Annotated in this window: 32 protein-coding genes and 1 tRNA gene; 14 read left to right on the top strand and 19 right to left on the bottom strand. The window is 60.5% G+C overall.

Features of this window, described 5'->3' with window-relative positions; all coding sequences use genetic code 11:
• Positions 1-29 precede the first annotated feature (29 nt).
• Complete coding sequence (gene dnaA / locus SynA1528_RS07705; RefSeq protein WP_186586263.1) at positions 30-1,427, top strand: chromosomal replication initiator protein DnaA; 1,398 nt, start codon at positions 30-32, stop codon at positions 1,425-1,427.
• Here dnaA and SynA1528_RS07700 read toward each other — a convergent pair whose 3' ends face one another.
• Genes SynA1528_RS07700 through SynA1528_RS07690 form a run of 3 tightly spaced genes read right to left on the bottom strand, consistent with a single transcriptional unit; the run spans position 1,428 to position 3,565 of the window.
• Positions 1,428-2,096 carry a ParB-like protein gene (locus SynA1528_RS07700; protein ID WP_186586262.1) on the bottom strand — a complete coding sequence of 223 codons (669 nt, stop codon included), beginning with the start codon at positions 2,094-2,096 and terminating at the stop codon, positions 1,428-1,430.
• A 22-nt stretch (positions 2,097-2,118) separates the two neighbouring features.
• Positions 2,119-3,351: a glutathione S-transferase family protein gene (locus SynA1528_RS07695; RefSeq protein ID WP_286187775.1), complete on the bottom strand. Its 1,233-nt coding sequence runs from the start codon at positions 3,349-3,351 to the stop codon at positions 2,119-2,121.
• Complete coding sequence (locus SynA1528_RS07690; RefSeq protein ID WP_186586261.1) at positions 3,326-3,565, bottom strand: hypothetical protein; 240 nt, start codon at positions 3,563-3,565, stop codon at positions 3,326-3,328. The genes SynA1528_RS07695 and SynA1528_RS07690 overlap by 26 nt, the downstream gene beginning before the upstream one ends.
• 166 nt (positions 3,566-3,731) lie before the next feature.
• Between SynA1528_RS07690 and gorA the strand changes: the two genes are divergently transcribed.
• Positions 3,732-5,093, top strand: a complete 1,362-nt coding sequence (gene gorA / locus SynA1528_RS07685) for a glutathione-disulfide reductase (protein WP_186588343.1) — start codon at positions 3,732-3,734, stop codon at positions 5,091-5,093.
• 95 nt (positions 5,094-5,188) lie between these two features.
• Positions 5,189-5,659 carry a hypothetical protein gene (locus tag SynA1528_RS07680; protein WP_286187774.1) on the top strand — a complete coding sequence of 157 codons (471 nt, stop codon included), beginning with the start codon at positions 5,189-5,191 and terminating at the stop codon, positions 5,657-5,659.
• Here SynA1528_RS07680 and SynA1528_RS07675 read toward each other — a convergent pair whose 3' ends face one another.
• The 7 genes from SynA1528_RS07675 to SynA1528_RS07645 form a co-directional block, all read right to left on the bottom strand.
• On the bottom strand, positions 5,660-7,165 hold the full coding sequence (locus tag SynA1528_RS07675; RefSeq protein WP_186586259.1) for a GMC oxidoreductase: 1,506 nt from the start codon (positions 7,163-7,165) through the stop codon (positions 5,660-5,662).
• 4 nt (positions 7,166-7,169) lie between these two features.
• A complete protein-coding gene (locus SynA1528_RS07670) occupies positions 7,170-7,766 on the bottom strand; it encodes a cytochrome c oxidase subunit 3 (protein ID WP_186586258.1) in 597 nt (198 codons plus the stop codon).
• A gap of 4 nt (positions 7,767-7,770) precedes the next feature.
• Positions 7,771-9,459: a cytochrome c oxidase subunit I gene (locus SynA1528_RS07665; protein ID WP_186586257.1), complete on the bottom strand. Its 1,689-nt coding sequence runs from the start codon at positions 9,457-9,459 to the stop codon at positions 7,771-7,773.
• 3 nt (positions 9,460-9,462) lie between these two features.
• Positions 9,463-10,398: a cytochrome c oxidase subunit II gene (locus SynA1528_RS07660; RefSeq protein ID WP_186586256.1), complete on the bottom strand. Its 936-nt coding sequence runs from the start codon at positions 10,396-10,398 to the stop codon at positions 9,463-9,465.
• Entirely contained in the window at positions 10,395-11,015 is a 621-nt protein-coding gene (locus SynA1528_RS07655; protein WP_186586255.1) for a DUF2231 domain-containing protein, read from the bottom strand. Before SynA1528_RS07655 ends, SynA1528_RS07660 begins: the two co-directional genes overlap by 4 nt.
• Positions 11,012-11,512 (bottom strand): DUF2231 domain-containing protein, encoded by a 501-nt coding sequence (locus tag SynA1528_RS07650; RefSeq protein WP_186586254.1) that lies wholly within the window; start codon positions 11,510-11,512, stop codon positions 11,012-11,014. Before SynA1528_RS07650 ends, SynA1528_RS07655 begins: the two co-directional genes overlap by 4 nt.
• A 121-nt stretch (positions 11,513-11,633) precedes the next feature.
• Positions 11,634-12,734 carry a calcium/sodium antiporter gene (locus SynA1528_RS07645; protein WP_186588342.1) on the bottom strand — a complete coding sequence of 367 codons (1,101 nt, stop codon included), beginning with the start codon at positions 12,732-12,734 and terminating at the stop codon, positions 11,634-11,636.
• A 78-nt stretch (positions 12,735-12,812) separates the two neighbouring features.
• Between SynA1528_RS07645 and SynA1528_RS07640 the strand changes: the two genes are divergently transcribed.
• Genes SynA1528_RS07640 through SynA1528_RS07630 form a run of 3 tightly spaced genes read left to right on the top strand, consistent with a single transcriptional unit; the run spans position 12,813 to position 15,794 of the window.
• Positions 12,813-14,477 (top strand): SulP family inorganic anion transporter, encoded by a 1,665-nt coding sequence (locus tag SynA1528_RS07640; RefSeq protein WP_186586253.1) that lies wholly within the window; start codon positions 12,813-12,815, stop codon positions 14,475-14,477.
• Positions 14,470-15,501 carry a dihydroorotase gene (gene pyrC / locus SynA1528_RS07635; RefSeq protein WP_186586252.1) on the top strand — a complete coding sequence of 344 codons (1,032 nt, stop codon included), beginning with the start codon at positions 14,470-14,472 and terminating at the stop codon, positions 15,499-15,501. The genes SynA1528_RS07640 and pyrC overlap by 8 nt, the downstream gene beginning before the upstream one ends.
• Positions 15,492-15,794: a TlpA family protein disulfide reductase gene (locus tag SynA1528_RS07630; RefSeq protein WP_186586251.1), complete on the top strand. Its 303-nt coding sequence runs from the start codon at positions 15,492-15,494 to the stop codon at positions 15,792-15,794. Before pyrC ends, SynA1528_RS07630 begins: the two co-directional genes overlap by 10 nt.
• Positions 15,795-15,815: 21 nt before the next feature.
• Here the strand turns inward: SynA1528_RS07630 and SynA1528_RS07625 are convergent.
• Positions 15,816-15,901, bottom strand: a tRNA-Leu gene (locus SynA1528_RS07625).
• A gap of 40 nt (positions 15,902-15,941) precedes the next feature.
• Here SynA1528_RS07625 and SynA1528_RS07620 point away from each other — a divergent pair.
• From SynA1528_RS07620 to trpA, 3 genes are read left to right on the top strand one after another with little or no spacing between them, the layout of a single operon-like run.
• Entirely contained in the window at positions 15,942-16,193 is a 252-nt protein-coding gene (locus tag SynA1528_RS07620; protein WP_186586250.1) for an NAD(P)H-quinone oxidoreductase subunit L, read from the top strand.
• Between the two features lies 1 nt (position 16,194).
• Positions 16,195-16,536, top strand: coding sequence for a DUF3007 family protein (locus SynA1528_RS07615; RefSeq protein WP_186586249.1), 342 nt, complete (start codon positions 16,195-16,197; stop codon positions 16,534-16,536).
• A 35-nt stretch (positions 16,537-16,571) separates the two neighbouring features.
• A complete protein-coding gene (gene trpA, locus SynA1528_RS07610) occupies positions 16,572-17,381 on the top strand; it encodes a tryptophan synthase subunit alpha (RefSeq protein WP_186586248.1) in 810 nt (269 codons plus the stop codon).
• A 120-nt stretch (positions 17,382-17,501) separates the two neighbouring features.
• Here trpA and SynA1528_RS07605 read toward each other — a convergent pair whose 3' ends face one another.
• Positions 17,502-17,873 carry an AbrB family transcriptional regulator gene (locus SynA1528_RS07605; RefSeq protein ID WP_186586247.1) on the bottom strand — a complete coding sequence of 124 codons (372 nt, stop codon included), beginning with the start codon at positions 17,871-17,873 and terminating at the stop codon, positions 17,502-17,504.
• 97 nt (positions 17,874-17,970) lie between these two features.
• On the opposite strand from SynA1528_RS07605, the gene SynA1528_RS07600 reads away from it, so the two are divergent.
• On the top strand, positions 17,971-18,240 hold the full coding sequence (locus tag SynA1528_RS07600; protein WP_186586246.1) for a YciI family protein: 270 nt from the start codon (positions 17,971-17,973) through the stop codon (positions 18,238-18,240).
• On the opposite strand, the gene SynA1528_RS07595 is transcribed toward SynA1528_RS07600, so the two are convergent.
• A complete protein-coding gene (locus SynA1528_RS07595) occupies positions 18,216-18,548 on the bottom strand; it encodes a c-type cytochrome (RefSeq protein WP_186588341.1) in 333 nt (110 codons plus the stop codon). The two genes, SynA1528_RS07600 and SynA1528_RS07595, sit on opposite strands and share 25 nt — an antisense overlap.
• A gap of 30 nt (positions 18,549-18,578) precedes the next feature.
• Positions 18,579-18,812 (bottom strand): DUF3136 domain-containing protein, encoded by a 234-nt coding sequence (locus tag SynA1528_RS07590; RefSeq protein ID WP_186586245.1) that lies wholly within the window; start codon positions 18,810-18,812, stop codon positions 18,579-18,581.
• Positions 18,813-18,901: 89 nt separating this feature from the next.
• Here SynA1528_RS07590 and SynA1528_RS07585 point away from each other — a divergent pair, with 89 nt between their 5' ends.
• On the top strand, positions 18,902-19,420 hold the full coding sequence (locus tag SynA1528_RS07585; protein ID WP_186586244.1) for a Nif11 domain/cupin domain-containing protein: 519 nt from the start codon (positions 18,902-18,904) through the stop codon (positions 19,418-19,420).
• On the opposite strand, the gene SynA1528_RS07580 is transcribed toward SynA1528_RS07585, so the two are convergent.
• From SynA1528_RS07580 to SynA1528_RS07560, 5 genes are all read right to left on the bottom strand, one after another.
• The gene (locus SynA1528_RS07580) at positions 19,314-19,835 is read right to left on the bottom strand and encodes a phosphate-starvation-inducible PsiE family protein (RefSeq protein WP_186586243.1); all 522 of its coding nucleotides are present in this window, start codon (positions 19,833-19,835) and stop codon (positions 19,314-19,316) included. The genes SynA1528_RS07585 and SynA1528_RS07580 overlap by 107 nt on opposite strands.
• A gap of 76 nt (positions 19,836-19,911) precedes the next feature.
• Positions 19,912-20,091 (bottom strand): hypothetical protein, encoded by a 180-nt coding sequence (locus SynA1528_RS07575; RefSeq protein ID WP_353616593.1) that lies wholly within the window; start codon positions 20,089-20,091, stop codon positions 19,912-19,914.
• 41 nt (positions 20,092-20,132) lie between these two features.
• Positions 20,133-20,447, bottom strand: coding sequence for a hypothetical protein (locus SynA1528_RS07570; protein WP_186586242.1), 315 nt, complete (start codon positions 20,445-20,447; stop codon positions 20,133-20,135).
• Positions 20,448-20,457: 10 nt separating this feature from the next.
• Entirely contained in the window at positions 20,458-20,832 is a 375-nt protein-coding gene (locus tag SynA1528_RS07565) for a YkvA family protein (protein WP_186586241.1), read from the bottom strand.
• Positions 20,833-20,856: 24 nt separating this feature from the next.
• A complete protein-coding gene (locus SynA1528_RS07560; RefSeq protein WP_186586240.1) occupies positions 20,857-21,783 on the bottom strand; it encodes a sigma-70 family RNA polymerase sigma factor in 927 nt (308 codons plus the stop codon).
• 179 nt (positions 21,784-21,962) lie between these two features.
• Here SynA1528_RS07560 and SynA1528_RS07555 point away from each other — a divergent pair, with 179 nt between their 5' ends.
• The 3 genes from SynA1528_RS07555 (at position 21,963) to SynA1528_RS07545 (ending at position 23,830) form a co-directional block, all read left to right on the top strand.
• On the top strand, positions 21,963-22,454 hold the full coding sequence (locus tag SynA1528_RS07555; protein WP_186586239.1) for a DUF2214 family protein: 492 nt from the start codon (positions 21,963-21,965) through the stop codon (positions 22,452-22,454).
• Positions 22,454-23,092, top strand: a complete 639-nt coding sequence (locus SynA1528_RS07550; RefSeq protein WP_186586238.1) for a zinc metalloprotease — start codon at positions 22,454-22,456, stop codon at positions 23,090-23,092. The genes SynA1528_RS07555 and SynA1528_RS07550 overlap by 1 nt, the downstream gene beginning before the upstream one ends.
• Positions 23,093-23,164: 72 nt before the next feature.
• A complete protein-coding gene (locus SynA1528_RS07545) occupies positions 23,165-23,830 on the top strand; it encodes a L,D-transpeptidase (RefSeq protein WP_286187773.1) in 666 nt (221 codons plus the stop codon).
• Position 23,831 lies beyond the last annotated feature (1 nt).

The following is a 23,831-nucleotide window of genomic DNA, read 5'->3' as shown; positions in this document are numbered from 1 at the left end:
CGTAGATTCGGCATTCAGATGATGACGTTGTGGTGCTGACGGGCGAGGAGCTCTGGAGCAAGGTGCGTGAGGGGCTGCAGGGCAAGCTGAGCAAGCCCACCTTCGAGACCTTCATCCGGCCCACGGCCTGCAGCGATTTTTCCAATGGGGAGCTGCGCCTCCTGGCTCCGAATCCCTTCGCCGGCGTCAGGCTGAGGGAGCAGTTGCTGCCCTCGATCACCCAGTTGGCCAGCGAGGCCTGCGGTGGTCCCGTGCAGGTGGTGGTTCTGGCCGAGTCCGCCGTCGTGTCGTCAGCCTCCACGGGCGAGCACGCTGAACCCCCGGAGCCCGCCTCGGCCCCAGGCGAGTCGGCGGCCCCCAGGGAATCAGCACCGGCGCGGTCACCGCGCAGGGTGTTGCCGGGGCTGAACCCCCGTTATGTGTTCGGCCGCTTCGTGGTCGGTCCGAACAGCCGTATGGCCCATGCGGCTGCCCTGGCGGTGGCAGAAGCCCCCGGCCGTGAATTCAACCCCCTGTTCATCTGTGGTGGTGTCGGCCTGGGGAAGACCCACCTGATGCAGGCCATCGGCCACTACCGGCTGGAGATCGACTCTTCAGCCCGGGTCTCCTACGTCTCCACCGAAACCTTCACCAATGACCTGATCGACAGCATCCGCAAGGACGGCATGAAGGCCTTCCGGGACCGCTACCGCGCTGCAGATCTGCTGCTGGTGGATGACATCCAGTTCATTGAAGGCAAGGAATACACCCAGGAGGAGTTCTTTCACACCTTCAACGCCCTGCATGAAGCCGGCAAACAGGTGGTGATCGCCAGTGACCGGCCCCCCAGTCAGATTCCCCGCTTGCAGCAGCGCCTGATCTCCCGGTTCCAGATGGGACTGATCGCTGATATCCAGGCCCCCGATCTCGAGACCCGCATGGCGATCCTTCAGAAGAAGGCGGAGCAGGAGCGCATGGCCCTGCCACGGGATCTGATCCACTACCTGGCGGGGCGCTTCACCTCGAACATACGGGAGCTTGAGGGGGCCCTGACCCGTGCGGTGGCCTTCGCTTCGATCACCGGTCTGCCGATGACGGTGGAGTCGGTGGCGCCGATGCTCGATCCGACAGGACAAGGTGTTGAGGTCACACCCCAACAGGTGATCGACAAGGTGTCGGAGGTGTTTGATGTCACCGCTGAGGAGATGCTCAGCAGCACCCGCCGCCGTGCCGTCAGCCAGGCCCGTCAGGTGGGGATGTATCTGATGCGGAAGGGCACGGATCTGAGTTTGCCGCGCATCGGTGACACCTTCGGCGGCAAGGACCACACCACTGTGATGTACGCCATTGAACAGGTGGAGAAGAAGCTGGCCAGCGATCCCCAGCTGGCGGGTCAGGTGCAGAAGGTCCAGGACCTGCTTCAGATCGATTCCAGGCGGAAGCGCTGATCAGCGGCAAGCTTTTTTATCGCCTTTCCAGCCCGCCATGGCGCTGGCCGCCTGGGAACAGACCAGGCGCCGGGCCGGTGCCAGCGCCGGATTGAGCTGCCGGGAGCTGAAGGGCGGCAAGGGGCGTCGCCGCAGCCAGGCACCCCAGCGAAATTCGTGGTACGGAATCTGAGGCTGAGGTTTGATGAAGCCCTCCTTCTTCAGCTTCCACACCAGGCTGCGATAGGGGTCATCCTCCAGGTCGAGCAGGGTGCGGGGCAAGTCGATCGATTGACGTGGCCCCATGCCCCGGCCGTCGACCAGGTACAACCAACCCTGCTGCTCGAGGAACCGCAGCACGTCGCTGCGTTCCCTGGTGGGCAGCTCAGCGATGACGTATCCCCAAGCTGTGGATTGGGGATCCAACCCCAGCAGAGCCCGCAGACGGTGGTGGCGATCCACCATCCAGACCTCACCGCTGGCGCTGCGGACCAAAGGCACGGGTTTGCCCTTGAGGTAATCGAGCCGCTCCTGGCGGGTTTCTTTGGCGAAATCCTCCTGCCGGGCCCACACCTCCGCCAGACCGATGCACCATTGGGTCGGCTGGAGGCTGGCCACAGGGATCTCAATCAGCTCGGTTTTGCGTCCGGCTTCTGGAATCGCTTGGTAACCAGGCAGATCGAGGGTCACACCGAAGGTGGATGCCCATTCACTATGACCGACCCACAAATGGGGCTGGATCCTGGTCGAACCGGTCCCGGGTCGGCAGCGGTGGGGGTTGATCCGGTCCATCCATGGCAGCGGTCCGTTCAAGCGCCTGACGAAGCAGTCGAGCGGCCGGCAGGGGCATGTCCCGAGGCACTGAGATGCGATCGCGCAGGTAGCGCAGAGCGAGGGCACTGCCGCGGGCGGGGGATGGGGTGCCTTGGCCCATCAGATGGGTCAGGGCACAGCGGAGGGGTTGGTCAAAACCGCTAGGGCCCAGCGGATTGCTTTCCATCAAGGGCTTGCGGTGACGCAGCACCCGTCCCAGGGCGATGGCCGCCGCGTCGATGCAGTGGTCGGAGTCCCAGCGGGCTTCATCGACACCAAGCCCATCCCCGCGATCGATCTGATCGGCCATGGTCCGTGCCGCATCGGAGTTGTTGGACCAGCAGCCCCCCATCTGCGGGGGGAGGTCATGGGCATGGGTGTGGTGATCGCTCTGGGTGCCTCGATAGGTGGCCAGTTGTTCGAGAGCCTGGAACCAGGCGTCGATGGCCGGGTGCTCTTGGCGCAGTCGATATCCCTTGTAATAGGCCAGTGAGGCATTCATGCGTTCCACATAGGGCACGAACACCAGATCAGCGGTTCCGGGTGCAGCGGGATCGAGAAAGGGACCAGGGGATTGACGCAGGGCTTGTTCGAACTGTCCGGCAATCCGTCGGAATTGCTCCATAGCGCGCCTGTCTTCTCCCGGGCTGAGGCCAGGGGTGCACAGCCACAGACACCAGGCCCGGAACAGCAGGCGTTCCAGCTGCCGCTGTGAACGCACCTCAAGGGTCGTCATGGGTTGCCCAAGGGGCCCGAAGGTCGCCTCCAGCAGCAGGAGGATTTCATCGCTTTCGGTGATCAGCCGGCCGTCGAGGTCGAGGGCTGGAAGCATCCCACTGGGGACGAGACGCAGAAACCAGGGTTCTTTGCTGCCGTAGCAGCGCATCGTCACCTTGCGGATGCGATAGGGAATCCGTTTGAACTCCAACCACAACCACACCTTCTGGCAGTAGGGGCACCAGGCATGGTGATCGCGATACAGGGTGACGCGAACGGCACTCTCCTCGCTCCCGAACAGGCGAAGCGTTGCCTGGGCATTGGTCGCTCCCTGGATGCCTCCAGTGTGGTCAACCGTCAGATCCTCCAGGTCAGACCAGGAGAGCGCTTCAGATGGAGCCGATGTAAGGGGCATGGAGGATCGGAGACAGATCGCCTCGTCCATAGGACTGCCAGTCACCCAGTTCCTGCATCAGCGCCAGACAGTCGTCCTGGCGACCCTGCTGAGCCAGTTGCTTGAGCCGCAGTGTCATGTCGTCGGAGGTGAGCATCATCACAATGTCCCGACGCTGAAGGACCTGCTGGTCGAGGTCGGGCGGTTGCGGCTTGGAGCGTTGCTTCTTTTTCATGGTTAAGCGTTGGCAGTACTCACAGGCCCACGCTTCTTCACGTGCCCTTGAGCCAATCTTGCTCTGACCATAACGCTGCCTTTACCTTTTGCCATGTGTCTGGCGGCACGTCGACAGGCATCCCTTGCATCAGGAGAATTGACCTCCTGCCAATGCCGCCATGGCCATCGATTCAACGCTTGATCTACTTGTTCTTGGTGCTGGGTCTGGCGGTCTGGCCGCTGCCAAGCGGGCGGCCCGCCATGGCGCGAAAGTGGCCATTGTTGAGGGAGACCGCGTCGGCGGCACCTGTGTGATCCGGGGGTGTGTCCCGAAAAAACTGCTGGTCTACGGCGCCCAGGCACGGCATCAGCTGAAGGATGCGCCGGCCTATGGCCTCACGATTGGTGCGGTTGAAAGCAGCGTTACGGAGTTATTTCGCCGGGTGCGGGCCGAGGTGGATCGGCTCAATCACCTGCATCTCAATTTTCTGGAGAAGGCGGGCGTTGAACGCATCGACGGCTGGGGCCGGTTTCTCTCGGACCAGACCATCGGCATCGCAACTGAGAGGGACGGCCCGATCCAACGGGAGTTGTCCGCCAGCCGCGTTCTGGTGGCCGTCGGAGGACGCCCTGTGCGCCCCGACATCCCCGGGGTGGAACACACCTGGATCAGTGACGACATGTTCAATCTGGAGACTTTGCCGCGGGACGTTGTGGTGGTAGGAGCGGGCTTCATCGCCTGTGAATTCGCCTGCATCCTCCGTGGCCTCGGGGTGGAGGTCACCCAGGTGGTGCGGGGCTCAGGCCTGCTCAGGGGATTTGACCGGGAGCTGGCGGATGCCGTGCTGGAGGGGCTGCGGGACCAAGGCATTCACGTCGTGCTGGAACGCAGCGTCACGGCGGTGCGTGGTCAGCCCGGAGAGCTGAAGGTTCTGTTGTCGGATGGTCTGGAGCTGCCCTGCGGTGGGGTGTTGATGGCCACGGGGCGGCGTCCCTGGCTGGAGGGACTGGGGCTCGAGGCTGCTGGCGTGGTGGTGGAGAACGGTCGGATCCGGGTTGATGCCGACTCATGCACATCGGTTCCGCACATTCATGCGGTCGGTGATGTCACCGACCGGGTGAACCTCACACCCGTGGCGATCGATGAAGGCCGTGCCTTTGCCGACTCCACCTTCGGCGGCCAGCCGCGACAGGTGAACCATGACCTTGTGGCCAGTGCCGTGTTCAGTGATCCCGAGCTGGCCACGGTGGGACTGTCCGAGGAGGCGGCCGTTGCCCGCCATGGTGTGGATGCTGTGGTGATTCATCGGGCCCGCTTCCGCTCGATGTCGCGCGCTTTGCCCGCCTCCGGTGCCCGTTGTCTGCTGAAGCTTGTGGTGGAAGCGTCGACGGATCGGGTACTGGGTTGTCACATGGTGGGGGAGCACGCCGCTGAAATCATTCAGATGGCGGCCATCGCCGTTGGGATGGGGGCCACCAAAGCGGACTTCGATCGAACCATGGCCCTTCACCCCTCGGTGTCCGAGGAATTCGTGACGATGGGTTGATTCGAGAACCTGAAAAATCTTGAGATCCGTCGTATCCATCACAGGACCTGTGAGACGCACTGGTTATGGTCAAGTTAAGGATGCGTTGATTCTTGATGCCCATTCCCGTCTTGTTGCTTCTCGCGGCTTGGTTGGGGGTGGGAACGGTTCAGGGAGGCCAGTGGTGCGCGGGTCAGCAGGCGGGGATGGGCAGCTACGACCCCCAGCGCTCCGAGATTGCGCTCTGCACCGAGCGCATCCGTTCCAAAGGACGCTCCATTGATGAGGTGGCTCGACATGAGCTGTTTCATGCCGTGCAGCACCTGTTCGGTCGCGACGGCCGCAGTTTTCTTAGTGACAGTCAGATCACCGTGCTCGTTCACCGCTTCATGGATGATCGCGAGGTGATGGCTGTGATCAGCTTGTATCCAAGCGATGAGATCAACAGTGAGCTGGAGGCGCGCCTGATGTCGCGGTTGGTCCCCAACGAAGTGATCGGTGGTGCCCTGTTGGCAGGGCGCTTGGTGCAGCAGGCCCCACAGCAGGGGCCGATCGGCTCGCTGCGGGCCTATCTGCTCGGCGATTGATCAGCTGAGCTGGTCCGCCAGCCTCAGGGCCAACGCGATCACGCTGAGTCCAGGTCCCACGCTGGGGCAGCTGGGGAAGACGCTGGCGTCCGCGATGTAGAGGTTGTCCAGTTCATGGCACTTTCCATGAGCATCGACCACGGCATTGGCGGGGTCGTCGCCCATTCGACAACTGCCGCAGCCATAGCCCACCACACTCAGGGGTGCTGCGCCGCGGGCATGGGTGGGGGCCTGGAGCACCACTTTGGTGATCGGGTCCTTCTCCACCTCTTTCAAGGTGTCGATCCAGCGGTAGACGAGTCGATCGTGAGCTTCGCGGTTGTTGTGGATGTAGTTGATGCGGATCTGGTCGTTGTGCAGCCAGATCTTGTTGTGGGGATCCGGCATCACCTCCGTCATCGCCCACCAGGCCACGGAGCGTGATGCCAGACGCTCGAGGCCGAAGTCTGGAATCATCTTGCTCACCAGGGAGAGAACAGGCGGCGACTCGGCGAACAACGCGTCCTGCAGCACGCCACCGGCGGTCTGGATGTGACCCAGGGGAAAGCTGACGTTCTTGTCTCCCCAGTAGTAGTCGTTGATGCCCAGGGAGCGTCCATAGCGACCGCTGTTGCGTTCGGTGGCCAGCTGCAGGATCGAGGTGAGCTGCAGATTCATCAGATTGCGGCCCACCTGATCGGAGCCGTTGCCGATGCCCTTGGGGTGGTGGGAGGTTGCCGAGCGCAACAGCATCACTGGAGTGTTCACAGCACCGGCCGCCAACACCACCACATCGGCGCGGAACAACCAGGTGTCTCCCTCAAGCTCCGCTTCCACAGCTTTCACCTCGCGGCCGCTGGGGCTCACATGGAGTCGCTGCACCTTGGCGTTGTCGCGCAGGGTGAGCCGATCTGGATCCCCGGCCTCGAGACCGAACAGCTGGGCATCGCCGCTCGGGTCGTCCTTGTCGTCCGACCAGCTGATGGGGATGTCGTAAGGGCGGCATCCCTGGCGTTGCAGAGCGGCGCGAAGCGGTTCCAGGAATGGCTCCACCGCTTTGGGTTTGGCCACATACTCGCCTTGACAGCTGGGTTCGGTGGGGTCGACTCCGGCCTTGCCATGCACCCGGTAGAGCTGTTCAGCCTGTTCGTAGTAAGGGGCAAGTTCGGCGTAGTCGAACGGCCAGGCGGGTGACACACCCTCCTGCAGGGGGACTTCGGTGAAGTCCTTTTCACGCATGCGCTCCAGCACCGCGCCCCAGATCTTGGTGTTGCCGCCGCGGGCGTAGGTGGTCTGGGGGGCGAAGGGATCGCCGTCCGGTCCGAACCAGCGTTCGTTTTTGGGGTGATAGCGGTCCTTGCGGAACAGATCCACGTCAGCGACGTTCTGATCCTCAAGAGCCATGGCGCCGCCGCGCTCCAGCACCAGCACGGTTTTGCCCTTGCGGCTCAGAGCACCAGCCAGGGTGCCGCCACCGGCGCCGCTGCCGATGACGATGACGTCGTAGTGGCGGTCGTCGATAATCATTGGATTACTGCCAGACGTAGATAAGGAGGAAAAGAAGGATCCAGATCACATCGACGAAGTGCCAGAACAGGCTTACTGAAGCAACGCCCATCTCGCCCTTGTCGTAATTTCCGGGACGGAACGATCGGGCCAGCATCAGGCCCATCATCAGGATGCCGGTGATCACGTGCAGGCCGTGAAAGCCGGTGAGCAGGTAGAACATCCCGCCGAACACACCGCTGCTGAGGCTGAAAGTGAGTTCCGACCATTCGACGTACTGCCCGTAGACGAAGTAGGACCCCATCGCCATGGTCAATAGCCACACCGCCCGGAAGCCCCAGAGGTTGCCCTTGTGCAGATAGCGCTCGGCGAAGTAGGCCACAAAACTGGAGCTCACCAAGACCACGCTGTTGATCAGGGGCATGCGCACCTCCAACCCCTCAACGCCATCCGGTAGCCATTGGGGAGCCGTGAGCTTGAGCACGGCGTAGCCAGCGAAGAAGGCCAGGAAGATGACGCTCTCGGAGCAGAGGAAGATCACGAAGCCGGTCATGTTGTGACCGTCGTGCTTCACATGGCCAGGGGTGTGATTGAGCTGAATGTCGGGATTGACGCTGGTCATCGGTTCAGGCCTCCTGGGAACGGCGGACGTAGAACTCCTCGTCCTCGACGAGGGGGTGGCCCAGGCCGTAGCCGTAAGGCTCACTGATCACGGTGGGGATGTCGTCCTCGAAGTTCTCAGCCGGTGGTGGGGAGGGCAGCAGCCACTCCAGGCCGATGGCCCGCCAGGGATTGGGTGGAGCCTTCGGGCCCCGGGACCAGGAGCTCACCATGTTGAGAATGAAGGGGATCGAGGCGACGCCGAGCATGAAGGCGCCGATGCTGCCCAGCACATTCCAGATGGCGAATTCCGGGTCGTAGGAGGCCACACGACGGGGCATCCCGAGCAGGCCGGCCCAGTGAATCGGAAGCCAGTTGAGGGTGGCGCCGATGAAGGTGAGCGCAAAGTGCACTTTGCCCAGGCCCTCGTAGTACATCCTGCCGGTGAATTTCGGGAACCAGTGGTAGATGCCGGCGAACACCCCAAAGCCGATCGTGTTGAAGATCACGTAGTGGAAATGGGCCACGACGAAAGCGGTGTTGCCCACATGGATGTCGATGGGCACTGTCGCCAGCATCACGCCGGTGATGCCGGCAAAGATGAAGTTGAACAGGCCACCAAGGCAGAACAGCATCGGTGTGTTCAGCCTCAGGTTTCCCTGCCACAGGGTGCCCAACCAGGCGAACACCTTCACTCCTGTTGGAACGGCGATCAACATCGTGGTGAACATGAAGATGTGGCGCATCCAGTTCGGTGTGCCTGTGTAGAACATGTGGTGTGCCCACACAATCAGGCTGAGGAAGGTGATGCCGAAGGAGGCGATGGCCACAAAGCGGTAGCCGAAGAGTGGCTTGCGGGCATACACCGGGAACAGCTCAGAAAAGATGCCGAACACCGGCAGCACCAGCACGTACACGGCAGGGTGGGAATAGAACCAGAAGAAGTGCTGAAACAGCACCGGATCACCGCCACCTTCAGGTCGGAAAAAGCTGGTGCCGAAGCTGAGGTCAAACAGCAGCATCACGGCACCACCGGTGAGTGCAGGCAGGCCGACAAGCTGAATCGTCTGGGCGGCCCAGGCGGTCCAGACGAACACCGGCATCTTGAAAAAGCCCATGCCGGGGGCCCGCATCCGGATGATCGTCGTCACGAAATTGACGGCGCCCATGATCGAGGAGATCCCCGACAGAGCCACCGCCAGGATCCAGAGAAACTCGCCGTTGATGAAGTGCCCCAGTGGGTTCTGCAGGCTCATCGGCGGATAAGACCACCATCCAGAGGAGGCTGGTCCGCCGGGTGCAAAGAAGCTGCCCATCAGCACCACGGCGAAAACAGGCACCAACCAGAAGGCGGCGGCGTTGAGTTTTGGGAACGCCATGTCCGGCGCGCCGATCATCGTGGGGATCAACAGGTTGTTGAAACCGTTGAGGATCGGGAACAGAAACAGGAACAGCATCACTGTTCCATGCATCGTGTAAAGACCGTTGTAGACGCTCGGATCCACCAGATCGGCCGGCGGTGTGATCAGCTCACCGCGCACAATCATCGCCAGCAGACCTCCCACCAGCAGGAAGAACAGTGAGGTGGCGATGTACTGAATCCCGATCACCTTGGCATCGGTGTTGAAGCTGAAAAAGCGCTTCCAGTTATCCGGCGCACCCGGTACGGGATGGGGCGCCTTGAGGATGCGGGGGTCGTAGTTGGTGGTGGTCATGGCTCAGGCGTCGTGGGGGATGGAGGGATCGCCGGGGTCGTTCACCATCGGGGGCGGTGCAGGCGGCACCGTGGCCCATCCTTTATCGCCGCGGGCGATGCGGCGGTCGTAGAGCGGTCTGCCGGGATCGAGGCCGGGCTGCAGCGGTTGCTTGGCGGTTGTCTTCAGCCAGTTGGCGTAGGCCTCATCGGATTCGACGATGACGTCGGTCTGGTTCTGTGAGAAGTAGGCACCGCTGAACATGGCGTCTCGCAAACGGAATCGCCCTTCTTTGGTGGGCGTGAGGCTGTAGGAAATGATGCTGCCGGGGATAATGTCCTGCTTCAGTCGGAAGGCAGGCACGAAGAAACTGTGCAGAACGTCCTCCGAGATCAATCGGAAATTGACCCGTTGATCAACCGGCAGATGCAGCTCTGAGCTGCGCACGCCGTTCGGGTAAACAAATTCCCAGCTCCATTGGCGCGCAATCACATCGATCGGACCCACGTCTGCGATGGGATCGGCCTCCATCAGTGCTGTTGGATCAGTGCCGATGGTGTATTTGTGCTTCGGACCGAGGTTCTGAAGCTTCATGTTGACGTTCATCGTGTAAGCGGCGATCACGAAGACCGTCACCAGCGGGATGATCGTCCAGATGATTTCCAGTTTGGTGTTGCCTTCAATCGGCGCACCATCGCTTTCGTCGTACTTACCAGCGCGGTTGAACAACAGCACCCAACCCATCACTCCGGTGCAGCCGAAGAAGATGAAGGAGCCGATGCCGGTTTCCAATGCGAACAGATCGTCGACGTAGGGCGCCGCCGAAGAGGCCTGCGGCGGGAACCAGCTGTAGGACCATGTCGCCATCAATTTGGCGATCACCAGATTGATTGCTACTGCGATCGTGATGATCACAATGGCGCCGATGTTCGGGCTGTTCTTGGGAGCAGTGGTGGTCATGGCAGCACCTCATTGAGATCGGCACCGGCGGCCAGCAGTTGGTCGGCGGTGATGTGAACACCGAAATCGCTGGCGAGCCAGGCGCCCAGGCTTCCATGCAGGCCCATCACCATCAGCATCGAGGCACCGCAAAGCAGGTACAGCCAGGTCACCTGGCGGCCCATGTCCTTGCGCCAGACGAAGCGTTGGTAGCCGCGCCAGACGGTCATGGCGACGATCACCAGCAGAATGGCAACCCCACCAATGGCATGCCAGAGCATGGTGTCGATGGCGGTCTGGCCGAGGATGCTGCGGATGCCCGGCAGCGGCACCGCCAACAGCATTTCGTAGAAGCCTGCGGCCACCGTGAAGAAGGTGATCCCGCTGCAGGCCACCAGGTTGTACCAGCCCACATCATGGAAACCGCTGCGGGTCACAGGCAGGGCGAGAAAGCGGAAGAGCCGTTTCTCCAAGGGGTAGAACGCACCAGCGAAGTCGAAGGCGATCCCGATCGCGAACAGGCCGATGGTGAGATGCACCAGGTTGGGGTGCAGGGGAATCGCGTAGGGAAGATCGTTGGCTCCCAGGGAGTCGGCGATGTCGTTGATCGGCGATGCAATCGCGGCAATCAGGCTCATGACAGCACCCCTTCACGGATCGCTTCCACCACCGGAACCGTGTGCAGGCCGTAGACCCAGACGAGCTTGTCGCCCAGATACACCTGGGCGAAGACCAGACCGGCCAAGACGAAGTCGATGGCCAGGAACCCCTTCGGAAGAATGTTGGGGTCTTTCTGACGGGCGACGTAGCGCCAGCCGGTGAGCAGTGCCAACACGCCGGCCAGGGACCAACCAATGGTGCTGTGGTAATTGAGGATATCTCGCGAGGCTCCGTAGGGGTTGGCGAGCCCGGCCTCCACCTGGCCAAAGATGATGGCCACGAAGATCGCCACGGTGGCGACGATCAGATTCCAGAAGCTGACCTCAAACAGGTTCTTCTTCCTGGTGAGCACTCCGATCAGATCGAAGACGACGGTGATCAGCGCCATCGAGATGACGAAATGCACGACGATCGGATGGATGACGTCGAGCCAGGGGAGGTTCTTGTCGTTGAGAGGGGGAAGAAGCTCGAGCATCGGCAAGCCGAGCGGCACGCGACCCAAGGATGAACAGAGAAAATCAGACGGTCATCCCCTCATGAGGAAACACAACTCCATCCGTCTCACGCCTCACGCTTCCATGTGTTGTGGATGACGATCAGGATTGTTCCGACCCTGTGAAGCGCATGTGAATCAGCACTTGCGTGACGACCACGATCACGAGGATTGGCATGGCCACGCAGAGCGTTGCCAGACGGAATTCGTCCTGCCATGACGCAAGAGCTGTCCTCGGCAGGACGTTGTCAGTTAAGTAAAGGATGTAAGCGGTCAGCAGAATCCCCCCTTCAATCCTGGAGATGCTGCGCCGTGACCAGAAAATCGGCAAACAGACCAGGGTGGCGATCATCATGACCGGCAAATCTTCGGAAATCAGTTCCCCCGTGACTTGAAGCCCGGCTTCACCGCTGATAGCCGCGCAGCCTCCCAGAACCATCAAAAGATTGAGCAGACAACTACCAACGACATTGCCGACGGCGAGGTCGGTCTTCCCCTTCAGGGTTGCCACGACCGAGGTGATCAGTTCCGGCGTGGATGTGCCCGTGGCGACGATCGTCAATCCGATCACAGCAGTGGGCACATTCAGAAATGCCGCTGCGGAGCTGGCTCCGCTGACCAGCGTTTTCGAGCCCAGAACCAGCAAAGTGATGCCGACGGCGAGCTGAAGCAGCGCGATCGTCAAACGCCGGTTGAACCCTGAGCGTGTCCGTTCAAGATCTGATGTTCCATCAGTCTCTTGGTGGTCTTCCCGGGCAGTTCGGATTTCCCAGACGGTGTTGATGATCAAGCCGATCAGCAAGGCCACGCCCGCTTGCCATGTCATCCGACCGGCGGAAGCCATCCCCCAGGCTGCAGAAGAAATGGCCAACAGAACCGGCACGTCGCGACGCACAAGTCGGTTCTCGACGCGCAGAGGAAAGACCAGGGCCGAACAGCCCAAGACGACCAGAATGTTGAAAATGTTGCTCCCTACGACGTTGCCAACGGCAAGATCGTCTGCGTTCTGCAGGATTGAGCTGACACTGACAAACAGCTCCGGGGCGCTTGTGCCGAAGGCAACAACGGTGAGGCCGATCACAAGCTGCGGGATCCGGCACAAGGTGGCGATTGTCACCGACCCTTTGACGAACTGGTCTCCTCCAAGAAACAGCAGCAGGATCCCTCCGATCACCTCGAGGCTGTAGAAGAGAAAAGGAGGCAGCTCAGGCATCAAAGCGAGGTCGTCTTCTCCCAGGATTCTGCTACGCTGAGAAGCCGCCTAAGGTCGCAACCCTTGACGATGAGCCGGATCGTGCTGAACCGCATCAACGCCACAAACCTGAAGGGGGATGTGTTCGGCGGACTCACAGCTGCCGTGATTGCTCTGCCGATGGCGTTGGCCTTCGGAATCGCCTCCGGTGCCGGTGCTGCCGCTGGTCTCTGGGGTGCGGTGATCATCGGACTGGTGGCATCTCTGTTTGGTGGAACCCCCACGCTGATTTCGGAGCCCACAGGCCCGATGACCGTGGTGTTCACCTCGGTGATCATCAGTTTCACCGCCACAGCCGACAGCCCGGAGCAGGCCTTGGCGATGGCCTTCAGCGTCGGCGTTCTGGCCGGGATTTTCCAGATCCTGTTTGGCCTGTTCCGACTGGGGCGTTACGTAACGATGATGCCCTACACGGTGATCTCGGGCTTCATGTCCGGCATCGGCATCATCCTGGTGTTGTTGCAGCTGGGGCCGTTTCTGGGACAAGCCACTCCCAAGGGAGGGGTGATAGGAACGCTTGAGGCGATTCCTGCCTTGATGCAGGGAATCCAGCCCATGGAGCTCCTGCTGGCTGTGATCACCCTGGCCATTCTGTGGTTCACGCCTTCAGCGGTGAAAAAAGTGTGCCCGCCGCAGTTGCTGGCTCTTGTGGTGGGCACGCTGTTGGCTCTGACCCTGTTCAGCGGGTTCGGGCTTCGCACGATTCCTGAGTTTTCCGCCGCCTTCCCCACCTTTCAGCTGCCGACCTTCTCCAGCGATCAGCTTCGTCTGATGGTGATCGATGCCGCTGTGCTGGGCATGCTCGGCTGCATTGATGCGCTGCTGACCTCCGTGGTGGCCGACAGCCTGACCCGCACCGAACACAACTCCAACAAAGAGTTGATCGGTCAGGGGCTGGCCAATGTGGTGTCCGGCCTGTTTGGGGCGATGCCCGGTGCTGGAGCCACCATGGGCACGGTGGTGAACATTCAGTCCGGCGGACGAACAGCGCTATCGGGCATTGTCCGGGCCATGGTGCTGATGCTGGTGGTGCTTCTGGCAGCACCGTTGGCCTCACGCATCCCCCTGGCGGTGCTCGCTGGTATCGCTGTGAAGGTGGGTATTGACATCATCGACTGGGATTTTCTCCAGCGGGCTCATCACCTGTCGGTGAAAGCAGCGGTGATCACCTATGGCGTAATCGCTCTGACCGTGCTGGTGGATCTGATCACGGCCGTGGGAATCGGGGTGTTCGTGGCCAACGTGCTCACCATTGATCGGATGAGCACGCTTCAGTCGAGAAAGGTGAAGACCATCAGCACCACCGATGACGATGTGGAGCTCAATGAGGAGGAGCAGCAGCTGCTGGATCGAGCCTCCGGCATGGTGCTGCTGTTCCAGTTGGCTGGTCCGATGATCTTCGGTGTCGCCAAGGCGATCTCCCGGGAGCACAACGCAATCGGGAACTGCCAGGCCGTGGTGTTTGACCTCTCTGAGGTGTCCCATCTGGGGGTGACCGCTGCGATCGCGCTGGAGAATGCTGTGAAGGAGGCGATGGAAGTGGGGCGCGATGTGTTCATGGTGGGCGTTTCCGGCAGCACCGAGAACCGTCTCCGCAAGCTGAAGCTTCTGGACCGCCTGCCGGAGAGTCATCTCACCTCTGATCGCCTGTCGGCTCTGCGCCTGGCGGTGGACGGTCTTCCCGGCCATGGCTGACCAGCTCACGATCACCGCTCCGGACGACTGGCATGTCCACCTCAGGGATGAGGAGATGCTGGAGAAGGTTGTGGCGCACACAGCCCGTTGTTTTCGTCGGGCCATCGTGATGCCCAACCTGCGGCCGCCTGTCACATCGGTGGATGCGGCGCGCCGCTACCGCGAACGGATCCTTTCGGCCTGTCCTGAGGGGATGGCCTTCACGCCGTTGATGACCGCTTATCTCACCGACAACACAGATCCGGATGATCTGGAGAGGGGCTTCCAGGAGGGGATTTACACCGCAGCCAAGCTGTACCCCGCCAACGCCACCACCAATTCCGCTGCGGGTGTGACCGACCTGGCTCAGATCACACGTGTTCTGAGCCGAATGGAGTCCATCGGCATGCCTTTACTGATCCATGGGGAAGTGACGGATGCCGATATCGATGTGTTCGACCGGGAAGCGGTGTTCATCGAGCGGCATCTGAGGTCTTTGCGGACCCGTCATCCCGAGCTCAAGGTGGTGTTCGAGCACATCACCACTGAAGAGGCCGTCGATTACGTGGGCTCTGCAGATCGCAATCTGGCGGCCACGATCACCCCCCATCACCTGCAGATCAACCGGAACGCCATGTTCCTCGGTGGTTTGCGCAGCGACTTCTACTGCCTGCCCGTGGTCAAACGGGAGCAGCATCGCCTTGCCCTGCGGCGGGCGGCCACCAGCGGAGATCCGCGCTTTTTCCTCGGCACTGATTCCGCCCCGCATCCCAGAGCCGGCAAGGAGACCTCCTGCGGTTGTGCTGGCATCTTCAATGCTCCCCATGCGCTGGAGAGCTATGCCCAGGTTTTTGCAGAGGAAGAGGCGATGCATCACCTCGAAGCGTTCGCTTCCCTGAACGGCCCGGCCTTCTACGGCCTGCCGGTGAACAACGACACGGTCACCCTTGAAAAGATTGCTGTTCACGTGCCCCAGCTGGTGAACGGACTGGTTCCCTTCCATGCTGGGGAGACGCTGCCCTGGAGGCTTCAGCCATGCACGTGATCAAGTTCAGTTCCGAGGATTGCGGCACCTGCCACAAGATGAGCCACTACGACGCCAAGGTGGCTGAGGAACTCGGCGCCGACTTCGTCTCAGTGATGCTTCAGGACACGGAGGCCTACAGGAAATATCGCAAGATCCTGCTGAAGCAGTACCCCAACAAGGAGGGGATGGGCTGGCCCACCTATCTGCTGGTGAATGATCCGGACGGTGAATTCAGCATCCACGGAGAACTCAAGGGCGGCATGCCCAAAGGTGAGTTCCGCACCCGTCTGAGTGAGCTGCTGGCGGCCTGACCACGTCTCAGGTCGGCGGGATGGGGGCAGGGGGACTTGAACCCCCACAGGCCTTTCAGCCCAAGCGATTTTAAGTCGCGTGCGTCTACCGATTCCGCCATGCCCCCTTGAGGAGCATCCTAGATTTCCACCATTCGATTTTCGATCTTGGACCTGCAGTCCCTGGTTTCCTCGATCCCGCAGGACACCCTCCTGGTGATCCTCGCCTACGTCCTTCTTGGCGGGCTTTATCTGATGGTGGTGCCTCTGGCGCTGTTCTTCTGGATGAACAGCCGCTGGACGCGGATGGGCAAGGTGGAGCGGCTTGGCGTCTATGGCCTGGTGTTCCTCTTCTTCCCGGGGATGGTGGTGTTCGCTCCATTTCTGAATTTCCGACTCAGCGGCCAGGGAGAGAACTGAGTTGACCCGGGGCAAGGTTCTTCTGATCGGTTTGATCGTTCTGCTGCTTGGTGGAGCGGGCTATGTCGGCTTTGATGCCCTCGGCTTGAAGGGATTTTCGGCCGGAATCGCGGCCCAGTCTTTGCTGGTGTTGATCGTGGTGGTGTGGACGGGGTCTTATCTGTTCCGCGTTGTCACCGGCCAGATGACTTACATGGAGCAGCGCCGGCGGTACAGGGAGGTGTACGACGAACAGGAGGCTGATGACCTCCAGAAAAAGTTCGACGCGTTGTCTCCGGAGCAACAACAGGCTCTGCTTGAGAAGATCAGCATGGATGAATCTGAAGCGACCTCTGGCTCATAGGCTCACCGGGTTGCAGTCCGATCGGTCGCGTCGCGATGTCGAGCCAGAAGTTGTCACCCATCGCTCAGCGTTTTGAGCAGCTCAAGCAGGAGAAGCGTCTGGCCCTGATGCCATTTCTGATGGCTGGCGACCCAGATCTGGTAACAACCTCTGAGGTCCTGCTGAGCCTGCAGGCGGCTGGGGCCGACATGGTGGAGTTGGGCATGCCTTACAGCGATCCTCTGGCGGATGGTCCCGTCATTCAGGCCGCTGCATCAAGAGCCCTTGCTGCCGGAACAACGCCGGGGAACGTGTTGGAGATGCTGAGCTCTTTGAAGGGGCGCCTCACCATTCCTGTGATTCTTTTTACGTACTCCAACCCATTGCTGAATGTGGGCATGGAGGTGTTCTGTGAACGCGCTGCAGCGGCCGGAGCCGCTGGGCTTGTGGTTCCGGACCTGCCGTTGGAGGAGGCAGAACGGCTGTCGCCTCTGGCGGTACGACAGGGACTGGATCTGGTTCTCCTCGTTGCACCCACGACCCCTGCTGATCGCATGGTGCGGATTGGTCAACGCAGTCGTGGTTTCACTTATCTGGTCAGCGTGACGGGTGTCACCGGAGAACGGGCCCAGATGGAAAACAGAGTGGAGGGGCTTGTCAAAAAGCTGAAGCAATCCTCTGCTGCTCCAGTGGCTGTCGGTTTCGGCATCTCTGGTGCTGATCAGGTGTGCCAGGTGCGCAGCTGGGGGGCGGACGGCGCCATTGTTGGCAGTGCGCTGGTCAAGCGGATGGCGGCTGCTGGCGAGGGGCAAGTTGCTGAGGAAGCCGGTCGCTTCTGCAAGGAGCTTCGCAGCGCCGCTGATTGATCCGAACCAGAGAATGACAGCGTTGCGTTCTCATGAAAAAAAGCCCTGGACAAGCCAGGGCCGTGGGGTTTCATGACTTTTGGGCTGGTCTCAAACCGATTCTGTAAGTGCCGCGAAGGATCACTCTTCGTCTTCTTCAGAGCCACCGACAGGCATCAAACGGATCTGTTTGCGACCCAGTTTGATTTCGAACTCATCGCCGGGTTTGAGGTCCAAAAGAGCTGTGTAGGCCTTGCCGATCAGCAGATTTCCATTCCCTTGAACTGTGGCGATGTAGCTCAGCTTGCGGCCGCCTTTGCCGACGCCACCGATGCCGGTGGTGCCAAGGCTGACACCTTTGGCTTCCAGAAGTGATTCGTAGAAGGCAGTGAAGTTCAGACGATCACCGCCGTCCTTTTTATTGGAGACGTAGCCACAGGCGCGAACCAGATCTGACTTGCTGACATCACCCAGCTCTTTGACTTTGTTGAGAAGGTCGCTCCCAGTGAGCATTGGTTTTGAAAGTGATCAACGTACACAACATAGCGTTTGGTCATCCCCTCGTGCCATCCTTTTCTCGGAAAAATTCTCTCTGACGTCACCAATTGCCATGGCTCGTTTTGTTCTGTGGGGGACATACAGCGCCGATGCGCTTGAAAAACGTGTGCCATTTCGGCAGGAACACTTGTCGCGACTGCAATCACTTAAGGACGAGGGTGTGCTGATCACCCTGGGGCCAACGGAAGGGAGCACACATGTGTTCGGTATTTTCGAAGCCGACACGATGGGCACCGTCCGTCAGCTTGTGGAGGACGACATTTATTGGAAACAGGGAATCTGGACGGCGCTTGAGGTCTATCCCTGGGTCCAGGCATTCTGAGCCTGCTCGAGAATCCAGGCTGCCACCAATTGATCACCACCTTCACCGAGCTTGTCGCTGTAGCCGCTCATCTGGCCGATGCCATTCCGGGCAATGTTGGCGATGGCCTCTGTGGAATCCAGTCCTTGGCGTTGCAGGGTGGCCAGCTTGAGGTTCTTGCCACGGCGAATGATATTGCCGCCGTTCACATGGCAGCCTGCGCAGTGCTGGCCAAACAAAACAGCGCCCTCGCCGGGGATCTCACCGGCAAGAGCGCTGTTGATGAATGATGTGAACAGGATCAGGACCGCTGCAGCGGTGGCGATCAATCGGTTCACAAAGGATGGTTCAACTGCCGCTCAGTTTGCAGCAGCAGCAAGCGAAGCCCTTTTGTAACGCGCCACCAGCTCTTCAGGGGAGCGGTAGCTCTGGGGCAGAGAGGTGTGCAGGCGATTCAGATAATCCCAGCAGATCGTGCGACGGATGGAGTCCATCTCACGACCATCGGCTACCAGCCGACGCAGCGCTTGGCAGTACGTCGCAAAGCCCGCTTCCAGATCTCCGATGGTCAGAACCTTGGTCGCTGTTGGCATGAGCGGAAAGATCAGGGCTTCCTGACTTTCGGCGTCTGAGAGTCCCTCTGTCTGTTGCCAGGATCACTGCATGCCGAGTTGCGATGGGAATGACAGAGCAGGATCTCAGTCGCTTCCTGCACAAGGTGGACCAGCTTCAGCAGTTGGTTCAGAGCCTTGATGGTGATGATCACCGCAGGCAATCGCTGGCTGCCTGCACGAGTCACAACGAAGTTGTGGCCCTCGCCAGAACCTGGGGATTTGAGATTGCACGTCGCTGGGGGGAACCGGACATCCCTGCCGTCGATGACAACAACCTCCTGCGTGAGGATCTTCCCGCTTCCGGAAGCGAATCTGAGCGCACCCTGCTTGAAGGAGATCGTTGGCGGTTGACCGTGATCAACTCCAACGACGCATCAACCCCCCCTGGGGAATGGATGAGTCAGGAGTCATTCGAGTGGGTCTTACTACTGCGGGGCAGTGCGCGCATCCGTTGCGAGAACCCCACAGAAGAGATCGATCTCAGCTTGGGTGACCATTGGTTCTGTCCTCCGCATCGTCGTCATCGGGTGGAACGGACGGATCCATCTCCAGGGACACTCTGGCTGGCCCTGCATTGGCCCGTTTAACCAGCCAGTAAGCCGCTGAAAGGGACACCACAGCAATTCCCAGGCCCACCAGTAATTGGGGTTTGTCTTCCGCGCCGGATGGCAGAACAATCACTTTGCGGGCCACGGCCGTGAGAGCCGTGACAAGGACCAATTCAATCTGCACCACATGACGGCGCAGATAACTGGTGATGTTCTGGAGCACTTCCAGTGCAATAAGCACCGTCAGCAGATCACCGAGCACCTTGATCAGGTCATCGCCGAGCCAGGTGGCCTCCGATCCGGTCAGAAGCTTGGAGCCAAGCGATGTGACCAGCTGAACCAGCGCCGCCAGGATCACGACGCCGGTGATCAGGGTGAGTAACCGGGCAACTTCCCGTTCTCCGGAGTCGACGACGGTCAGAAAGGACGTTTGCGACCTGCGGGAACGATTCACGGCTTAATTAGTCGTTGAAGGGGTTGTAGTAAGGCCGGGCCGGTGTGTTGCTGGACGGTGTCTCGACCTTGGTGTCTCAGGTGATGGCGCCGTCGGCTGTCGTCACGCAATTGGTGGGAACCACCTTGCTGTCTTTGCCGGTTTTGCTGCCGGGACCCAGCATCCAGCCTTCCGATTGCGCTCTGGCAGCAGGAGCGAGTGCTGTGGTGACGCTCAGGAGCAGCATGCAGACAGCGGTCAACGTTGCCGTGGTCATTGGGTCCTCGCTGTTGATCACCACTTTGCCGCTGAAGTGTCTCAGCTGGGGCAGTCCTGGCGAATTTCCTGGAGCAGGAGATCCAATTGGCCGAAGGGATCGCTTTGGTTTGTCGCTTCATCCGCATGATCAGCGCTGCCGTGCCACTCGTCTTCAACACGGCAGAGCCGAGCCACCAGTCCGGACAGGCCGTTGAGCCGATGTTCCCGCTCCAAAACCTCCAGCAGCGCTGGCATCCGGGTGGAGACGGCCTTGAGGCTGCGGCGAAGGTCTGCCTGGGTGCGACCTTGCTGCTTGAGCCAGTCCTTCAGCAGTTGACTCAGATCTGCTTCCAGTTCAGGGGTCCAGGCAGCCATCGGTCGATGCTCAGCGTGTCAGTGGGAACCACTGATCCAGTCTGCGCTGGGCCCGGGCCTGGATGGCAGGGGTGAGGTGATTTCGCCAGGCCCCGATCACGGCCGTCAAGGCGACGAGGTCATCACTGAATCCGGCCACCGGGAGGATGTCCGGGATGAGGTCGGCCGGCATCAAGAGGTAACTGAGGGCTGCCAGCATCGTCAGACGGACTGGTGACGGCGTGCTCGGATCCAGCAGCAGCTCCAGTGCTTCCAGGGCAGGGGTTGCCAAGGTTCGCCCGGCACGAACCAGCAGCCGCTTCAGCAGATTTTCATCGACCAGTTCGCTGTCGATGACCGTGGCATCAATGGTGGCCTGGGATGCTCGTTCAGTGGATTGCGCCATCAACGGTCCTCGCAGGTTGGCGGTTCAGAGTGTCGATTCCACCAGACCACTCTGAATACCTGTTTTACGCAGTTTGCGCAGGGCACGCTGCACAACCTGACGGCAATATTCACGCGAGCAATTCATGTGCCGTGCCACCTCGGCCAGGGTGCGCCACTCGTTGGTGCCGTCGAGGCCGAAGCGCAGGGTCACCACGGTGCGCTCCTTGGGCGTGAGATTGGCTTTGCCGAGCAAGGTCCACACCGATGCGGATCGTTCGGCGATTTCAGCCCGCTCCATCGGAGGCAGTTCATCGCTTGGGAGAACGTCCACCAGTTCGGAGGGATCCGATTTTGACTTCACCACCCCTTGAAGACTCACGGTGACGCTGCGCAATTCACAGGCCAGCAGATCCTCGACTTCGGAGAGCGGGATCTCCATGAGTTCCGCCAGTTGCTCCGCGGTCGGTGTCAGACCGTTGCGTTGCATCAAGCGCGCTTTGGCAGCCCGCAACTTGGTCAGTTTTTCGTTGACGTTGACGGGGATGCGAATCGTGCGGCTCTGGGTGGACAGAGCACGGTTGAGTCCCTGACGAATCCACCAGTAGGCGTAGGTCGAAAAGCGGTGGCCTCGGGTGGGGTCGTACTTCTCCACGGCACGGGTCAGGCCAAGGGTCCCTTCCTGGATGAGATCCAGGAGATCCAGCCCCTTTCCCTGGTAGCGCTTGGCGAGATTGACAACCAGCCGAAGATTGGCGGTGATCATTTGATTTTTCGCCCGCTCTCCACGCCGAATCACCGCTTTTTCTTCGTCGCTGTATGTGCAAGCATCACCTTGTCCTCCGGCAAGAGTGCAGGGTTCCGTGATGGCAACCATTGCCTGAACCTTCCGCCCCAGCATGAGTTCCTGCTCTGGGGTCAGTAACTGGTGGCGGCCGATTTCACCAAGAAAGGCACTCAGAGAGCTCACCATCTGGTCTTAGTCGCTGAATTGAACCTAGAACGCTTGTGTTCTTCTTTTCCGGGTGTAATAAAGACTGCGGAATTAATGATTCGGCAATGTTTATACCTTTTCTTCTGTTTGTTGAAGCCAATCTTTTATGCCTTTGTCATCAGGCCGGTTAGGGTCGCGGCGTTTTCCGGTCGAATCCCATGCACCTGGCTGTGGCCCTCACTGCCGATATCGCCAAAAACGCAGGCGCCGCCTACGTGCACTACGTGAGTTTCATGTTCTGCTTCGGTGCCCTGGTGCTGGAGCGCAAGCTGATCAAGGCCAACCCTGATCGCGGTGAAGCCACAGCGATGGTCATCACCGACATCGTTTATGGCATCGCAGCGCTGGCTTTGCTGGTCAGCGGCATTCTGCGGGTGCTTCATTTCGGACAGGGTTCCGAGTTCTACACGCAGAACCCTCTGTTCTGGTGGAAGGTCGGTCTGTATCTGTCCGTCGGCGGCCTGTCCCTCTACCCGACAATCACTTACATCCTCTGGGCGATTCCCCTGCGAAAGGGTGAGCTGCCGAAGGTCAGTGAGGCTCTGGCCAGCCGCCTGGCCTGGATCATCAACATCGAACTGGTCGGGTTCGCCAGCATCCCCTTCCTGGCAACTCTGATGGCGCGGGGCGTGGGGCTACCCGCCGCTTGATGCCCGTGGAGCCGTGTCCTCCAGCTCAGGAGAGTCGGCTGCTGGAGACGGCTCCATTGATCCGCTCCACACTGTCTCAGGCACCCGGGTACGGCCTCTCCTTGGCAACCACCTCGATGGGGCCGGCTTCACTTCAGCAGTGGTGCGTCTGGGTTGAGCCAGTTGTGGGTGATCCGCCTGATCGTTGGCAGAAGCGTTGGCTCACGGCAGTCACGGCGGCACTGGACACCTGGTCAAACCATTTGCCGGTGGTTCTCGTCAACACTCCGGAACAGGCCCATGTACGGCTATTGCGGCAACGACCTCCCAGGCGACGAACGGCCAGTGGCTGGCGCGCCAGCAACGGTCGCAGTCGACTACAGCTCGTGAAGGTTCGGAGGCAGGGCGTGTGGCGATTTGAGCCCGAGGTGGCGGTGCTTGTTTCACCGGAACTTCGGGCGACTGCGTTGCAAGCCACGGCGTTGCACGAGTTGGGCCATGCCTTCGGGCTCTGGGGGCACAGTCCTGATCCTGGAGATGCCATGGCGGTTCACCAGGGCAAGGTGCCCGTGCTTCAGCTCTCCGATCGAGATCGCGAGACGCTGAATTGGCTGCGCCGAAAGGACACTGCCTTTGGCGATCCCAAGCAACATCCCTGAGCCATCGAACCCTCGAAGGACCGTGCGCGGCGAGCGTGATGTCGACAAGCTGGCGTCAGTGATCCGATTGCCGTGTTCTCGATCCGTTCGCTGATGTCGCTGGTCGTGCTGGTGACCGTCACCAGCTGCGCCAGCGGAAACGATCAGGGGGACGCGACTGGACAGACGACAGAGGCCAGTCGATTGGTTCGTATTCAGCTGGATGCGGAGAATCCTTCGGCCAGTGAGGGAACTCTGGAGGTTGGTGAGACGACGCTGCACTTTCCCATCGGCTTCGGCCGCCTCGGGCTCGCCTGTGCAGGGACCCGCTTTCAGGATGGGTGGACTCCGCTGGGCAGGTTTCGCGTCAACGCCATCCTCAGTGACAGCGATTTCGCGATGGAGGAGGACCTGGTGGAACGATCCGGCAAAAGCGAAGCGGAGCTGCAGGACTCACTGTTCCGCAACATGAGTGCCATCGATTTCAAGGGTGATGGCCAGTCCGGCGAATACGGCAGCGGATACATCAGCCTGGCGCCGGTTCCTCCCACAGATCAACCGTTTCAGTTCAACACCTATGACGGCAAGTTCCGCTGGTACAGCTTCGCGATCCATGGCACCAACGATGAGCGTCGTGTCGGTCAGGCGCTGACCGGTGGTTGCATCAATGTGAAACAGGACACCTTGAAGACATTGCTGGGCACGCTTCAGCTGGGAGATGAGGTGGTGATCAGCAGTGATAGTCCCTGTCTTCCCTGAA

It is taken from the genome of Synechococcus sp. A15-28, assembly GCF_014280175.1.
In the GTDB taxonomy this organism is placed as follows: Bacteria; Cyanobacteriota; Cyanobacteriia; order PCC-6307; family Cyanobiaceae; genus Parasynechococcus.
Note: the sequence above shows the minus strand (reverse complement) of the source record. Positions and strands in the feature narration are given on the sequence as shown.

Bases quoted from the DNA above. Each gene is read 5' to 3' on its own strand.
- SynA1528_RS07695 (WP_286187775.1), bottom strand. From the start codon at position 3,351: ATGCCCCTTACATCGGCTCCATCTGAAGCGCTCTCCTGGTCTGACCTG.
- SynA1528_RS07690 (WP_186586261.1), bottom strand. From the start codon at position 3,565: ATGAAAAAGAAGCAACGCTCCAAGCCGCAACCGCCCGACCTCGACCAG.
- SynA1528_RS07680 (WP_286187774.1), top strand. From the start codon at position 5,189: ATGCCCATTCCCGTCTTGTTGCTTCTCGCGGCTTGGTTGGGGGTGGGA.
- SynA1528_RS07675 (WP_186586259.1), bottom strand. From the start codon at position 7,165: ATGATTATCGACGACCGCCACTACGACGTCATCGTCATCGGCAGCGGC.
- SynA1528_RS07670 (WP_186586258.1), bottom strand. From the start codon at position 7,766: ATGACCAGCGTCAATCCCGACATTCAGCTCAATCACACCCCTGGCCAT.
- SynA1528_RS07665 (WP_186586257.1), bottom strand. From the start codon at position 9,459: ATGACCACCACCAACTACGACCCCCGCATCCTCAAGGCGCCCCATCCC.
- SynA1528_RS07660 (WP_186586256.1), bottom strand. From the start codon at position 10,398: ATGACCACCACTGCTCCCAAGAACAGCCCGAACATCGGCGCCATTGTG.
- SynA1528_RS07655 (WP_186586255.1), bottom strand. From the start codon at position 11,015: ATGAGCCTGATTGCCGCGATTGCATCGCCGATCAACGACATCGCCGAC.
- SynA1528_RS07650 (WP_186586254.1), bottom strand. From the start codon at position 11,512: ATGCTCGAGCTTCTTCCCCCTCTCAACGACAAGAACCTCCCCTGGCTC.
- SynA1528_RS07640 (WP_186586253.1), top strand. From the start codon at position 12,813: ATGAGCCGGATCGTGCTGAACCGCATCAACGCCACAAACCTGAAGGGG.
- pyrC (WP_186586252.1), top strand. From the start codon at position 14,470: ATGGCTGACCAGCTCACGATCACCGCTCCGGACGACTGGCATGTCCAC.
- SynA1528_RS07630 (WP_186586251.1), top strand. From the start codon at position 15,492: ATGCACGTGATCAAGTTCAGTTCCGAGGATTGCGGCACCTGCCACAAG.
- trpA (WP_186586248.1), top strand. From the start codon at position 16,572: ATGTCGAGCCAGAAGTTGTCACCCATCGCTCAGCGTTTTGAGCAGCTC.
- SynA1528_RS07605 (WP_186586247.1), bottom strand. From the start codon at position 17,873: ATGCTCACTGGGAGCGACCTTCTCAACAAAGTCAAAGAGCTGGGTGAT.
- SynA1528_RS07600 (WP_186586246.1), top strand. From the start codon at position 17,971: ATGGCTCGTTTTGTTCTGTGGGGGACATACAGCGCCGATGCGCTTGAA.
- SynA1528_RS07590 (WP_186586245.1), bottom strand. From the start codon at position 18,812: ATGCCAACAGCGACCAAGGTTCTGACCATCGGAGATCTGGAAGCGGGC.
- SynA1528_RS07585 (WP_186586244.1), top strand. From the start codon at position 18,902: ATGACAGAGCAGGATCTCAGTCGCTTCCTGCACAAGGTGGACCAGCTT.
- SynA1528_RS07575 (WP_353616593.1), bottom strand. From the start codon at position 20,091: ATGACCACGGCAACGTTGACCGCTGTCTGCATGCTGCTCCTGAGCGTC.
- SynA1528_RS07570 (WP_186586242.1), bottom strand. From the start codon at position 20,447: ATGGCTGCCTGGACCCCTGAACTGGAAGCAGATCTGAGTCAACTGCTG.
- SynA1528_RS07565 (WP_186586241.1), bottom strand. From the start codon at position 20,832: ATGGCGCAATCCACTGAACGAGCATCCCAGGCCACCATTGATGCCACG.
- SynA1528_RS07560 (WP_186586240.1), bottom strand. From the start codon at position 21,783: ATGGTGAGCTCTCTGAGTGCCTTTCTTGGTGAAATCGGCCGCCACCAG.
- SynA1528_RS07555 (WP_186586239.1), top strand. From the start codon at position 21,963: ATGCACCTGGCTGTGGCCCTCACTGCCGATATCGCCAAAAACGCAGGC.
- SynA1528_RS07550 (WP_186586238.1), top strand. From the start codon at position 22,454: ATGCCCGTGGAGCCGTGTCCTCCAGCTCAGGAGAGTCGGCTGCTGGAG.